The sequence below is a fragment of the Dapis hubbardiae BLCC-M172 genome (assembly GCF_050016015.1).
Classification (GTDB): Bacteria; Cyanobacteriota; Cyanobacteriia; order Cyanobacteriales; family Microcoleaceae; genus Trichodesmium.
The window spans coordinates 1-14,804 of the sequence record NZ_JBNHEQ010000182.1 but is presented as its reverse complement, the minus strand read 5'-3'; the positions used below and the strand labels follow the sequence as shown (position 1 = coordinate 14,804).

At 36.4% G+C, this 14,804-nt stretch carries 10 protein-coding genes; 5 read left to right on the top strand and 5 right to left on the bottom strand.

All coding sequences use genetic code 11. From position 1 onward, the window contains the following. Positions 1–44: 44 nt before the first annotated feature. The gene (locus tag ACP6PK_RS16615) at positions 45–1,532 is read right to left on the bottom strand and encodes a SulP family inorganic anion transporter (protein ID WP_426560961.1); all 1,488 of its coding nucleotides are present in this window, start codon (positions 1,530–1,532) and stop codon (positions 45–47) included. A 643-nt stretch (positions 1,533–2,175) separates the two neighbouring features. Between ACP6PK_RS16615 and ACP6PK_RS16610 the strand changes: the two genes are divergently transcribed. Continuing rightward, on the top strand, positions 2,176–3,510 hold the full coding sequence (locus ACP6PK_RS16610) for an aromatic ring-hydroxylating dioxygenase subunit alpha (RefSeq protein WP_426560981.1): 1,335 nt from the start codon (positions 2,176–2,178) through the stop codon (positions 3,508–3,510). A gap of 465 nt (positions 3,511–3,975) precedes the next feature. On the opposite strand, the gene ACP6PK_RS16605 is transcribed toward ACP6PK_RS16610, so the two are convergent. From ACP6PK_RS16605 to ACP6PK_RS16595, 3 genes are all read right to left on the bottom strand, one after another. Beyond that, positions 3,976–5,424, bottom strand: a complete 1,449-nt coding sequence (locus ACP6PK_RS16605) for an FAD-dependent oxidoreductase (protein ID WP_426560959.1) — start codon at positions 5,422–5,424, stop codon at positions 3,976–3,978. Between the two features lie 337 nt (positions 5,425–5,761). Then, the gene (locus ACP6PK_RS16600; protein WP_426560957.1) at positions 5,762–7,207 is read right to left on the bottom strand and encodes an FAD-dependent oxidoreductase; all 1,446 of its coding nucleotides are present in this window, start codon (positions 7,205–7,207) and stop codon (positions 5,762–5,764) included. A 54-nt stretch (positions 7,208–7,261) separates the two neighbouring features. Beyond that, a complete protein-coding gene (locus tag ACP6PK_RS16595) occupies positions 7,262–8,722 on the bottom strand; it encodes an FAD-dependent oxidoreductase (protein WP_426560955.1) in 1,461 nt (486 codons plus the stop codon). A 455-nt stretch (positions 8,723–9,177) separates the two neighbouring features. On the opposite strand from ACP6PK_RS16595, the gene ACP6PK_RS16590 reads away from it, so the two are divergent. The 4 genes from ACP6PK_RS16590 (at position 9,178) to ACP6PK_RS16575 (ending at position 13,038) form a co-directional block, all read left to right on the top strand. Then, on the top strand, positions 9,178–9,882 hold the full coding sequence (locus tag ACP6PK_RS16590) for a carbohydrate-binding family 9-like protein (RefSeq protein WP_426560953.1): 705 nt from the start codon (positions 9,178–9,180) through the stop codon (positions 9,880–9,882). A 393-nt stretch (positions 9,883–10,275) separates the two neighbouring features. After that, positions 10,276–11,088: a bifunctional 2-polyprenyl-6-hydroxyphenol methylase/3-demethylubiquinol 3-O-methyltransferase UbiG gene (ubiG, locus tag ACP6PK_RS16585; RefSeq protein WP_426560951.1), complete on the top strand. Its 813-nt coding sequence runs from the start codon at positions 10,276–10,278 to the stop codon at positions 11,086–11,088. A 206-nt stretch (positions 11,089–11,294) separates the two neighbouring features. Further along, entirely contained in the window at positions 11,295–12,185 is an 891-nt protein-coding gene (locus tag ACP6PK_RS16580; protein WP_426560949.1) for a GNAT family N-acetyltransferase, read from the top strand. A 235-nt stretch (positions 12,186–12,420) separates the two neighbouring features. Beyond that, positions 12,421–13,038, top strand: coding sequence for a DUF938 domain-containing protein (locus ACP6PK_RS16575; RefSeq protein ID WP_426560947.1), 618 nt, complete (start codon positions 12,421–12,423; stop codon positions 13,036–13,038). Positions 13,039–13,131: 93 nt separating this feature from the next. On the opposite strand, the gene ACP6PK_RS16570 is transcribed toward ACP6PK_RS16575, so the two are convergent. After that, complete coding sequence (locus ACP6PK_RS16570; RefSeq protein WP_426560945.1) at positions 13,132–14,613, bottom strand: ABC transporter ATP-binding protein; 1,482 nt, start codon at positions 14,611–14,613, stop codon at positions 13,132–13,134. Positions 14,614–14,804 lie beyond the last annotated feature (191 nt).

The following is a 14,804-nucleotide window of genomic DNA, read 5'->3' as shown; positions in this document are numbered from 1 at the left end:
ACCTTCCCTATACAAGACCGATACTACTGGATTTGATATTACTCCTAATGAATTACCCGCCCCTCCTTAAAAATTGTTTGTTTACTAGAATGAGTAGTCAAACGTTCTAATAAAGTAGCACTAGCATCATTCAAACCAATCAAATTTACCTTAATACCCCGTCGGCGAAAACGGAACGCAACTTTATCAACTGCATCTATAGCAGATTGATCCCATAAATGAGCATGAGTTAGATCGATAGTCACAGACTCTAAATGTTCCCGAAAATCAAAGGAGTTGAGAAAATTCTCGACAGAAACAAAAAAGATTTGCCCATTGACACTGTAAATACGCTCTACACTATTTTCCCGTAAGTGGGAGTCAACAAAAATTAGTGCTGCAATTTTACGACTAAAGAAAATCGCACTCAGCGCCACTCCGACAATTACCCCAATAGCTAGGTTATGAGTCAAAACTGTAATCAACACCGTAGTTATCATTACTGCCGTTTCACTCTTAGGCACCCGACGAATATGGCGAATGGAACTCCAGTGAAAGGTACTGATAGAAACCATAATCATCACCGCAACTAATGCTGCCATAGGAATACGCGCCACCCAGTTATTCAGCACAATAATACAAACAAACAGAAAAATTCCTGCACTCAGAGATGAAAGTCGAGTACGCCCTCCAGAACCTACATTAATCATAGACTGACCGATCATAGCGCATCCTGCCATTCCCCCAAAACATCCCGCAATAATATTTGCCACCCCTTGACCTACTGCTTCCTGGTTTTTATCGCTAGAAGTGTCCGTGAGGTCATCAATGACATTAGCTGTTAAGAATGATTCTAATAAACCTACCAAGGAAAGCGCCAAAGCATAAGGTAGAATAATATCTAAAGTTTTGAAGTTGAGCGGTACCATTGGCAAGGCAAAACTAGGCAAAGTATCGGGCAATGTTCCCATGTCTCCCACAGTAGGAACATCTAACCCAGTCACCATCGTAAATATTGTCAGCACAACAATAGCAACTAAAGGAGAAGGTACTATCCTAGTGAAGCGAGGCAACCCATAAATAATCCCTAACCCAACTGCGACCATTATGTAAACCCAAATAGAAGCATCTTCAAATTGAGTTAATTGAGCATTAAAAATCAAGATTGCCAGAGCATTAACAAATCCTAGCATTACCGCCCTGGGTACAAATCTCATTTGATTTCCTAGTTTAATCCATCCTAAGAAAATTTGTAGAATACCTGTGAGAATGGTAGCTGCTAACAAATAATTTAAACCATAATCTTTTACCAAAGTTGTCATCAGCAAAGCCATCGCCCCGGTGGCCGCAGAAATCATTGCTGGTCGCCCACCTAAAAAAGCTGCAACAATAGCAATGCAAAATGAAGCATATAAACCTACTTTTGGATCGACACCAGCAATAATAGAAAAACCAATGGCTTCAGGAATTAAAGCTAAAGCCACTACAGCCCCTGCTAATAAATCTTTTTGTACATTAGAAAACCAGGCTTGTTTCATTAATATATTTTTCATTTCTTCACCTTGTCAAAAAACTTGCCTGTACAATTTGTTGTGTATATTTTTGTGTAATTAGTGTTTTTGGCATGACACTAATTTTTGCAATTAGTTCACTTGATCGTATCCTAAAATAAATTTGCTCACATCATCATAATAAACAGATTTATTTAAAGATATTTGCTAGATGAGATTTACTTGATAATTTACTGGTTTGATGCAGAGTTTTCTCTGACCAAAAAATGAGGGTATGCGCCTCCCCTTTTAAGGGGATGAAAAAAATATTTAATTCAGTATTTCAAGCCTCCGACTTCAATCGGAGGTTCACTGATAACTGATAACTGATAACTGAAATGACATCTGAGCCAAGACAATTTTTTTCAGGTAGATGACTAATTTAAAGATTGTCTCAATTAGAAAAATAAACTAGATTATAGTTAGCTGATTAAATTGTAGTTTAATACATTTGTTAATTTAATGATGACTAACTTTTCTTGGACTAAACAATGGTATCCATTCATTAATTGATAATTGATAATGGATAATTGATAATTACAAGAAGGTTAAAACCGTTCTTGATTGAAGATTGGGAAATATCCTAGCACTTTTTTTCCCCTATCCAAGGGGAGGCTTTAAACCACAATTATTTAATTAACAATTAATAATTAATAATCCAGTAAGTCCCATAAACTATCTAGATGCCTCTCATCCAACCTCAATAACTTTACTGGGTAAAAGGCTGGTAATTTGGCGAGACAAACAGCAAAAATGGAGAGCAATGGATGATACTTGTCCCCATAAATTGGCGCAGTTATCTTTAGGAAGTATCGATAAGAATGGAGACTTAATGTGTCGCCATCATGGTTGGTGTTTTGATGGATCAGGGAAATGTACAAATATTCCTATGTTGAGTGATGAAAAAGCTTTAGAAACAGCTTGTAATAGTAGGCGATCGCAAGTACAAATATATCCGACTCAAGTGCTACAAGGATTACTTTGGATATGGCCTGATAGTAGTTCTACTGCTGTTGAAGATTCTACAATAAAACAACCTGCTGTAATGCCAGAATATAAATTTGATAGCTCTTCAACAGATTGGTATATGTCAGAAGTTCCCTATAGCTATACTGTCTCTGTTGAGAGTAGTTTTGACCCTTCTCACGGTCAATTTTTGCATGAAGGAATTGCAGGTTTTTCTCCAGAAAGAGCTATTGCAATGCAACATTTTGAAGTATTGGAAAAAATATCTGCTGAAGATGGTTTTACCTTAAAGCATTCTGGTTACAATATTTTTAATAAAGATATGAATGCTACGCGGAAATTTACCCCGCCCTGTTCTAATACAACAGTTTACGAATTTTCTAATGGTAAATCTGCTTTGTTTCAGTTGTATTTTGTGCCGACAAAACCAGGTTATTGTAAACATATTAGTAAGTTTATTTTTGATGCAGCTCCACAAAAACGTAACTTCTGGTTTGAACTTCTACCAAAGTATTTACTTACTGGGTTACAACACTCATCTAGCTATAAGTTAAGTAATCAAGATTTATCAATGATGCACTCCCAAGCTGTTAATGAATCAACAGAGAATAAAACTTGGCAAAAATCCTATTTCATGCCTTCATTAGCTGATGTTGGTATCGTCACTTTTCGGAAATGGTTAGACGAATTTGCCGGGGGTAAACCAGAATGGCAAGGAATCACAGAAACACCTTTTTCAGAATTAAATGATGAACAATTATACGATCGCTGGCACCGACATACAAAGCATTGCCCTAGTTGTCGGCAATCTTTAATTTTGATAGATAAAGTTAAAGATTTTTGTCAAAATTTTACAGGAGTATTGGCAATTTTAGCTTTGTTATTAATAGCTATTAATTTGCCTATAAAAATAATTTTTATCCCTGTTTTACTGGGGATATTAAGTTTAATTTGTTCCTATAAATTAGACTTGATGCGACATCGTTTTATCAGCAGTATTCCCAAGAAAGGTTGACCTGAAGTGACATTATATTAGACTAATATTCTGTCTGGTAAAACACTATTCATTAATTGATAATTGATAATGGATAATTGATAATTACCTCTGGTTAAAACAAATGCGGGAATTGAAGATAAGGAAATTAAATAACACTTTTTTTTCCCTATCCAAGGGGAGGCTTTAAACCAGAATTATTTAATTATTAATAATTAATAATTCGGTAATTATGCTCGTAGTTTTGCTCTAGCCCTAAAAGAAAAATTTGAGGAGCTAGACTCAGAAACCGGGTTTTTTCGTGATTTCTATTATAAAAACAACGATTTATCATAAAAACCCGGTTTCTTTGCGCAAGTCCTGAGAATTATTATCAGACAGTAGGGAAAAGAGATTAATCTTAAAACAGTCGCGCAAACTGCTGTAAATAAACTAATTGTAGAGATATTCTCTGGAACATCTCTACGAAAAATAGGATAGTTCTTTCTACAACAATGTTTGCATGATTTCCCCAATATTCCGAGATAAAACTGCTTGATTATACTTCTGTAACTTCTCATCTGATGAAGAAAAAGGTTTGCCTATCAAAGTTTCTTCTTGAATGTAAGTCACAAAAGGACGACGCAAAGCTTCATATCTGCTAAAAGCTGCTTCTATCGCTGTTATATCATCCAACTGATTTTGTTTGTTAATCTCAGCCACCAAAGTAGCGATCGCTGCTGCATCTTCTAGTCCTTGATTAGCTCCTTGACCGATAAATGGTGGCATACCGTGGGCAGCATCTCCTGCCAATACAACCCGCCCTATATTCCATTTTGGTTGGTCTGGAGCAGAAACAGTGGCATGATGAGTATAATACGGACGTTGTATCATCTTATCTGGGGAAGACAAAGCTACCAACTGCAAAATTATCTCTGGAAAGTCTGCTTTTTTTAACTCTTCTACAGCAATATTAATTAACTCTTCTCCCGATTTTTCTAGCAATGACTCTAATGGGAAAGCTGCATGGAGGAGATATCCAAACTGAGAAGGTTGAGGAGAAAATAATATAATTCTGGGAACGTCACTTTCCGATATTTGACGATTTGTTATAGTTACTGCTCTAGAATAACTATGAAAAAATCTCTCCTTAATTTCTTGTGAAAGTGCTTCCGGCACCTGATATGTTGCACCACTACCAATCGCGCCAACACCACAATATTCTGGTTTGCTGTATCCACTGTATGGAGTATCTTTGTAGATTATTTGACGAACACTAGAGTTAATTCCATCTACTCCGATCAATAGTTTGGCACGGATAGATGTGATTTCTGATTCAGGAAATTGGGCGGAATTTACACTGCTGCTTTTATTCTTTTCTTGTGTATCATCCCAGTGAGCATAGGGGTTAGTTTCTACTTCTTGATTAGAAACAAAATCTGCTCGAACACATTGAAACTCTGGTTCGGTAACTACGTTAATACAACGATGATTAGCTCTAACGCGCTCAACTGGTAATAGTGTTCTTAGTTGAGTTTGTAAATCGTACCAAGATATTGATATTCTACCCTCCCCGTACTTTTCAAAATATTCATTGTATCCGAGAGGAAAAGAACGAATTTTCTCCCCGTTTACATTTATGTGATTCCATTCTGGTGAAGGCGTTTTTTTCCCTGTCTCAGTTTCCTGACTTACTTGTAGTGAGTTTTTCTGTTGTTCAATAGTAGCTTTGATATTTTCGTAAGCTTGAGGATTAATATATTTAAGCGCTCTCAAGCCATTGGGTAAAAGACCGAGACCCTGACCTACTTTACGAAAGGCGCGAGTTTGGTCTAGGACAATAATATTTTCGATGCCACGTTGGCGTAAACCGAGGGCAGTTGCTAGTCCTATGGGACCGGCACCAATGATCGCTACGTCATAGTCAATTTTTGGACTGGAGTTTTCTGGTTTCATAAACTGATATTGGTAATTACTAAAAATATTGTACAACAGTTATAAGAGTTATCATTAGAGCGCTTTTCAGGTCAATGAACCACACTAAAAAAATGATAACCCTGTAGGGACGTTGCACAGGCAAAAATGCGTTTTCCGTTCCGGAATGCTCCGCTTTCCATGTTGTGCAGCAAAACGTCCCTACTGTGGTCTATTCAAATGAAAACGTCTGTAAGTAGATATATCTAATTAAACGTTAAAAAAAATGTAGGGGCGGGTTTAGCCAAAAGCCTTGATATTTCGGATGTAGTCCGAAAAACCCGCCCTCAAATTATTGCGTTTATTTATGCTCACCTACTTACAATAATGTTTGCATAATCTCTTCAATATTACGAGTGTAGACTTGTTGAGCATACTCCTGTCTATGCTGCTCTGAAGAAAGAGGTAGCCTTGTCAAAGTTGCGTATTGAATGCGCTCCATCAGTGGGCGACGTAAAGTCTCATATTTACTGAAAGCTGTTTCTATCGCTACCATATCATCCCACTGATTTTGCTTGTGAATCTCAGCTACTAATGTTGTCATCACAGCAGCATCTTCCAGACCTTGATTAGCACCTTGAGCCATAAATGGTGGCATTCCATGAGCTGCATCACCTGCCAATACAACCCTCCCTATATTCCATTTTGGCTGGTTTGGACCAGAAACAGTAGCGCGGTGAATATAATACGGACGTTGCATCATCTGTTCTGGGGATGACAAAGCCACCAACTGCTGAATTATCTCTGGAAATTCTGCTTTTTTTAACTCCAAGATAGCAAGATCGATTAACTCTTTTCCTGACTTTCCTGCCAATAACTCTAAAGGCAAAGGTGTGTGGATTAGATATCCATATTGACCAGACTGACGGGAAAATAAGATAATTCTAGGGGTTTCGTTTTCTGTAGAATTTGCTGCTATTTGCTGATTGAGAATTGTTACTATTCGCGAACCTTTAATAAACTTTTCCTGGATTTCTTGTGCGAGTGCTTCTGGAATATCATATACTCCTCCACTGCTAATAGCTGCAACACCAGAATATTCTGGTTTGCTATATTCACTGTATGGAGTGTCTTTGTAGATTACCTGACGCACGGTAGAATTAATTCCATCTGCTGCAATTAATAATTTAGCACGGATAGATGTAATTTCTGATTGGGGTAATTGGGAAGAACTTACAGTGCTGGTTTTATCGTCTTGTTGTTTATTTTCCCAATGGGCATAGGGATTAGCTTCTGCTGTCAGATTAGAAACAAAATCTGCTCGAACACATTGAAATTCTGGCTCGGCGACTACATTTACACAACGATGATTAGCTTTGACAACTTCCTCTGGTAACAGTGTCCTCAGTTGAGTCTGTAAATCGTACCAAGATATTGATACCCTCCCCTCCCCGTACTTCTGAAAAAAATCATCGTATCCTAGAGAAAACGAACGGATTTTTTGCCCGTTGACATTTCTAGTCGCCCATTCTGGAACTGGCTGATTTTTTTCTGCCTTTGTTTCCTGGTTTGGTTGTATTAGCTTATTACCAGTTTCTTTGATATTTTCGTATGCTTGGGTATGGGTATATTTAAGTGCTTTCAAGCCATTGGGTAAAAGATCGACACCCTGACCTACTTTACGAAAGGCGCGAGTTTGGTCGAGGACAATAATACTTTCAATGCCACGTTGGCGTAAACCGAGGGCGGTTGCTAATCCCACTGGACCTGCACCAACGATCGCTACGTCATAGTCAATTTGTGGACTGGAGTTTTCTGGTTTCATAAACTGATATTGATAATTACTAAAAATATTGTACAATAGTTGTAAGAGTTATCGTTACAATAATGTTTCCATAATTTCTGCAATATTACGACCGTAGAGTTTTTCAGCATACTCCCGCTGCTGCCCTTCTGAAAGGGGTATTATGCTTAAACTTGCTTGTTGAACGCGCTCCAAAATTGGGCAACGCAAATATTTATATTTATTAAAAGCTGCTTCTATCGCTGTCATATCATCCCACTGATTTTGCTGGTTAATATCGCCAATTAATGTTGCGATCGCAGCAGCATCTTCAAAGCCTTGATTAGCACCTTGACCCGCAAGAGGTGGCATACCGTGGGCAGCATCTCCCACCAATACAACTCGTCCCATGTTCCACTTGAGCTTGTCTTGAGTATTAACAGTTACGGGATGAATATAAAAAGGGCGTTGTACTATCTGCTCTGGAGAGGATAAAGCCACAAACTGCTGAATCACCTCTGGAAAGTTAGCCTTTTTCAACTCCAAGACTACAGTATCAATTAACTCTTTTCCTGACTTCCCTGCCAATAACTCTAAAGCCAAACCTGCATCAATTATATATTTAAACTGACCAGGCGCTTGCGACAATATAACCATTTTCATTTGGGGAATTTGATTTTCTGTAGAATTTTCCAAGGCTGGGTCATTATAAATTACTACCCCTGTGGCACCATCAAGAAACCGACCTTCAATTTGGTGTAAAAGAGCTTCTGGAACTTCCTTAACTTCATCACAACAGATACCAGAAAAACCAGAATATTCTGGTTTGCTGTATACAGAGTATGGAGTTTCTTTGTACATTAGCTGACGTACAGTAGAATTAATTCCATCAGCTCCAATCAATAGTTTAGCACGGATCGATGTTATTTCTGATTCAACAAATTGGGAAGAATTCCCAGTGCTATTTTTATCTTTTTCCTGTTTATTTTCCCAGTGGGAATACGGGTTAGGTTTTGCCCCTAGATTAGAAACAAAATCAGCGCGAACGCATTGAAATTCTGGATCTTCAACTATATTGACACAACGATGATTAGCTTTAACAATATGGCTTGGTAATAGTTTTCTCAGTTGACTCTGTAAATCATACCAATGCATAAATGTTACAAAATCTCCGTATTTATGAACTATTTCATCGTATCCTAGAAAAAATAAAGAAATTTTTTCCCCATTCACATTTGTGACATTCCATTTTGACTTTGGTTTATCTTTTTGTAGTGAATTGTTATTGGATTTGTTAACAGTTTCTTTCATACTTTGATATGCTTGGGTATCAATATGTTTAAGTGCTTGTAACCCATTGGGCACAACAACAATATACTGACCCACTCTACGAAAAGACCGAGTTTGGTCTAGGACAATAATATTTTCAATGCCACGTTGACGTAAACCAAGGGCGGTTGCTAATCCTACTGGACCTGCACCAACGATCGCTACATCATAGTCAATTGTTGGAGTGGAGTTTTCTGGTGACAATGATTCTGTCTGTTCTAGTTTCATAAATTAATCTTAAATAATAACTACAACAAGACTTACGCAGTACAACGTATTTTGGTCATTGCGACCGATAGGGTTTGCGGAGCAGTCCGGAATGGATAGCAATCTCAAACGCTAGTTTTTCCTACTTCATGCGTAAGTCCTGTACAACTATTGTACAATAGTAAGGTGATTTAGAATTTATAAGGGAATAGGGAATAGAAAAGAATAAAAACAACTGTACCTCATAGCTTCGGAAATTGCTATATAATCTCTAAAGTTAGTTACCTTTAAGTTTAGGTTTAAGCTTAATGGGTGTAGTGAAAGACTATCAAGTGCTAAAATAGACCTTTGGTGCAAATTAACCAAATTAAAATTCAATAATCTAGAACATTACTGTGAAACATCAGAAAATATTGAAGTACAAAAAAATACTAATTGCTGCTCTTTTTTCTCTATCATTTATACTTTTTTTATCAATGAAAACATTGGCAGCTAGCCAACCATTTTATACTATATTGAGGACAGGTACGCCTATAATTATTGATGGTAAATTAGATGAGCCAGCATGGACAGCAGCACCAGATGTAGGTGCTTTTAAATTTCCTTGGTGGGAGTCAGGAAAACAAGAAAAAACTGTTAGTAAATTGTTGTGGGATGATGATAATTTATATGTATCTTTTATTGTTGAAGATGCACATATTTGGGCAGAAAAAACCGAGCGTGATAGTGCTGTTTTTCAAGATGATTGTGTAGAAGTTTTTACAGCACCAAATCCCGATCAACCCCTTACCTATTTTAATATTGAAATGAACGTGCAGGAGGCATTTCTCGATCAATTTCATCGTCACACTTCAGAGGGACGAAAGACTAAGGAATGGAATGGTGAAGGTATAAAAATTGCTACTTCAATTGTTGGGAGTTTAAATGACGATAGTGATACAGATAAATATTGGATATTAGAAGCAGCCATTCCTTTCAACAATTTTGCTGAGGTTGCTAAAAATACACCACCGAAACCAGAAGAAATTTGGTATCTTAATCTTAATCGTCTAGGTGGTCAGACAAATTTACAGTATAGTCAATGGTCTCCCAGTCAAACTCCAAAACCCCAGTTTCATGCACCTCAATATTTTGGTCGTGTAGCATTTTCAATAACAGCAAGTCCCTTTTGGAAAAGATAATTATAAGAAGGAAAATTTTGAGTTTTGGCAGTTTTATAAAGTGAAGAGTTTAGATTAAAAAAACTGCCAAAATGTCTATCTGTAAATACTTTAAAAGTTTATTGAGAAGCCCCAATTAAATTCATAATATAGCAATCAGGAATCAGATCTGAGAATTGAAGTATTCCTTAAAGGTATAAAATATAGCAGTTATCTTATAATATATAGATACATTTTTTCTTTGTTCCCTGTTCCCTCTTCCGTAAAAATCTCCAATATCTCACAACTCAAACCATATTGCTATATTTACCATTTTAATCAAAAATTGCCTCTGAATTTAAAATCCTAAAATATCTTGCATAAAGTTACTAAAGTTTGGTAATTTAAGAATAGAATTAGACATGAATAATAAATATGAAAGCAAATACAATTACTGGCAGAAATTATCAGATTGGTGAAGCCGAAAAACTTACCTCCTTAGCTGAAAAATATGGGGTTAAGTTAGAGACAAGAAATTTGGATACTTACAGCGATGCAGGATTAGAAGGATGGTGGGGAGACAATGGCTGTCACAAACCATTGCAGGAAATGAATCCAGTTAGAGGAGGATTTGCAATTGATGTACTCAAAAGATTTGAGATTTATCCTTCTCAACGAATAATTGAAATTGGCTGTGGTGGAGGTATTTTTTCTGAATATATTGCTAGGCATGGATATAACGTTTTAGGTGTTGATATTTCAGAGGGAGCAATAAATGTTGCCAAGGAACACGCCAATATTACTAATGTTAAAGTTGATTATCAAGTGGCAAGTGTTTATCAATTACCTTTTGAGGATGAAAGCTTTGATGTAGTAATGTCTAGTGATTTTTTCGAACATCTTGAAGATTTAGTTACTGCAATTTCTGAGATGTCTAGAATTCTCAAAAAAGGCGGTCTTTTTATCTTTGATACTATTTCCAGAAATGAGAGCTGCGTTACAACTTTTATGAAGTTAGAAGCTGAAGGAATTATTCCTGCTGGTACTCACGAACCTTTGTTATTTGTTCAACCACAAGAGTTAGAAAGTTTAGCAAATAATTGTGGTATTGATTTTGCTAAAGATGTTAATAATCCCTATGGATTTTTGCTACAGTCTATAATATTTATTGATGGTAAGTTCCAGCTAGGAAAAGTAGAGGAAAAAGAGACTTTACCACACTATATTGGATACGGAATTAAAAGATAAAACTTTCTGGGGTGTGTCTTACCGAAAAATCCAGGTAGAAAGCCTCTTCTTTTAAGGGAAAAAAAGAAAAAAATCCTTTGATTCAATCCTCTTATTTCTAATTTATAAGAAGAGGTAATAATTAATTATTAATTATTAATTGTTGAACCACCTTTTGGGTAATTATAGTAAATTAAGCAATTGGCAAGAAAAAAAAGATAATTCAAATGATGGATGTACAAGTTAGATTAGCACGCGCTGAGGATCGGGAAGCCGTTTTAAATTTTTGTCAACACACATGGGAAAATGAATCAGACCATATTCATCTAGTTTGGGATGAATGGTTAGCTGAACCTCAAGGTCGTCTTTTTGTGGCTGTAGTTAATGATGTACCAGTGGGAATAGCACGAGTATTTATGGTGTCAGACTCGGAAGGTTGGTGGGAAGGGTTGCGTGTCGATCGCGCTTATCGAGGTCAGGGTATAGCCAGAATTTTAGATTCACAAATAGAACAGTTTTTACGGGAAAATAATGTCAAAATTTCTCGCTGCCAAGTTAACTCTAGAGACAAAGTTATGCTAGGAATGATGACTAGACGAAATCGGAAAATTATTGCTCATTATATTCCTCACAGAAGTACACCTATTTCTACAGTAGAATCTCCACTAGGTTCGATATTTACTCAGGTTAAGAATCAGGATTTTACTTGTGCTTGGGAGTTAGTTAAGTCTCCTGATTTTTATGGTGAAAATAATTGTTTTTATGTTTGTCCAGGTGCTAAATGGCAAGAGCTAAAAATAGAACTCTTTAAAAATCTAATTGAACGAGGTTTGGTGTGGGGAATTAAACAGAGCGATCGCTTAGTTAGTTTAGCTATAGAAAGCAGTTTAAAACAAAAATCACCAGAAACTTTTTGGCTCGGTTATATTAAGGGTACTAAAGAAAGTTTACCAATCCTACTTTTAGAGTTACGTCATTTAGCTTTTCAGAAAAAATATTCAAGTATTGGTGGTTTTTTCCCCACTTGTGAGTTGCTATTAAATTATTTAGAAAAGGGAGAATTTTGGAAAAGTTATACTGGAGTTTTTTCATTGTTTCAGTGGGATAATTTTTCGTAAGCAAACAGCTATTAGCCGTCAGTTATCAGAAAAGCTGATAACTAACAAGCTAAAAATCATTGAGATTTTATGTTTTATGTTAGCTATTGCCTTTGACTCAAATTGGATATATAGTTTAAATGCTTATAGAACTTACACAGTAAAACATATTTTTCCATAGGGAAGCAATCTCAAATCCTAGTTTTTCCTACCTCATCTTTAAGTCCTAATAATAACTAAGAACTAATTAACTGAAATGAATTTTAACGATGCTCGACAATATGCTCCCGCAACCGAACGCAACCGAAAATTTATTTTGGAAGTCCTACAGCGAGTTTTGCCTCCAACGGGCAACATTTTAGAAATTGCTAGCGGTACAGGACAACACGCTGTTTTCTTTTCTAGCCATCTACAACCGCGCCAGTGGTTTCCTTCTGATCCAAACCCAATGTTGCGCGATAGTATAGCAGCATGGCAAAAACATAGTCCGTCAGATAACCTGCATCCACCCCTTAATATTGATGCGGAGGAGTCAGTTTGGGAGGTAGAAAAAGAGGGTATTGAGATTACAGCTCTTGTCAATATTAATATGATTCATATTTCTCCATGGTCTGCTTGTCTGGGATTAATTGCAGGTGCAGGACGTTTGTTACCACAGGATGGGGTATTATATTTGTACGGTCCGTACAAACTGGGACAACAGACAGCACCTAGTAATCAAGCGTTTGATGAGTCTTTGCGATTTCAAAATCCTGAGTGGGGGGTGAGAAACCTAGAAGATGTGGTAACGGAAGCAAAGAAGGAGGGGTTAAGGTTTGTGGAGAAGGTGGAAATGCCAGCAAATAATTTATCTGTGGTGTTCAAAAAGTATTAACAGGACTTATGCAAAACCGCCATATCTTGTAGGGGCGATTGGCCAATCACCCCTACAGATGGTGTATATTTTCTTATGTTGTGTAAGTCCTGATTAATTTGATTTTGCACCTGATGTCATTAGTAAACCCACTTGTTCGACTGTAGCAGTTTCTGCATCCAGAATATCAACAAATTTACCTTCATATATTATGGCAATGCGATCGCTCATTGCCATTATTTCTTCTAATTCTGTGGAAATATACAAAATAGCTGCCCCTTTTTGTTTTTCAGTTAGTAAAGCTTGTTGTACATATTCGGTTGCACCGATATCTAAACCACGGGTAGGTTGCATGGCGACAATTAATTTTGGTTCGCCAGAAAGTTCCCGCGCCAGAATAATTTTTTGTTGGTTTCCACCAGAAAGTTGACTTGCTTTTAATTGTGGATGACTGGCACGAATATCAAATTTTTCTATGGCGTTTTTTCCCTGATTATTTATCACTTTAGACTGCAAAAAACCATAACGGCAAAAAGGCAAAAACTTAAACAATTTCAAAATCAAATTCCGAGCAATACTAAAATTAAGAATTAAACCCATTTTCTGGCGGTCTTCGGGAATATATCCAACCTTTAATTTATCTGCTAAATTATCGACAAAATTTATCTCTCCTTTTTCCAGAGAACGTAAACTATTAATTGCATCTGCTAATTCTCTTTGACCATTACCATCTACTCCAGCAACTCCCAAAATTTCCCCACTATGAAGTTGAAAAGATAAATTATTCACAGCAGATAAACCTTGGTTATTTTTCACTTCTATATTTTTGACTTCCAGAACAATATTACCTTTTTCAGCAGGGATTTTTTTTTGGATTAAATTTATTTCTCGCCCTACCATCATTTCGGCTAATTTATGAGTATTAGTAGTTGCAGTTTCGATAGTATCTATAACTTTTCCCCGACGCAAAACTGTAACGGTATCACAGACATTAATTACCTCTTCTAGTTTATGACTAATAAAAATAATTGTATGATTATTTGCTGCTAATTGTCGCAAAATATTGAGTAATGAATTTACCTCTACTGGAGTTAAGACTGCGGTTGGTTCATCTAAAATTAAAATTCTGGCTTCGCGATAAATTACTTTGAGAATTTCTACCCGTTGCTGAATACCTATTGGTAAATCTGCAATTTTAACATTAGCTGGAATTTCTAAATTATAGGCTTTTGCCATAGCATTAATTTCTCTAGATTTTGCCGCTAAATTTAGATGAAAATTTCCAGCAGTTCCTAAGATAATATTTTCTGTTGCTGTTAATTGTGGTACTAACATAAAGTGTTGATGAATCATACCAATACCATAATTAATTGCTCTATTGGGAGAGGAAATTTTTATCGGCTTATCTTCTAGGTAAATTTGACCTAAATCTGGTTGATAAAGTCCTGATAATATATTCATTAAAGTAGTTTTTCCTGCACCATTTTCTCCAAGAATTGCATGAATGGAACCTGCTGAAATAGAGATATTAATATTATCGTTGGCGAGAAAATTTCCGAAGCTTTTTGTGATGTTTTCTAGACGTAAGTATGTCATTTCAGTTATCAGTTATAGTAATCTTAAATGATTTGTGAAACAAAACTGTCGGGGTTTGGTCTCCAAACCCAAACCTATATGTTCGACCAATAATTGAATTTGTAGGGATATTCCATATAAATATAACAATAAGAAATAGTTCGTGAAAAAAAACTGTCGGGGTTTGGTCTCCAAACCCAAACCTATATGTT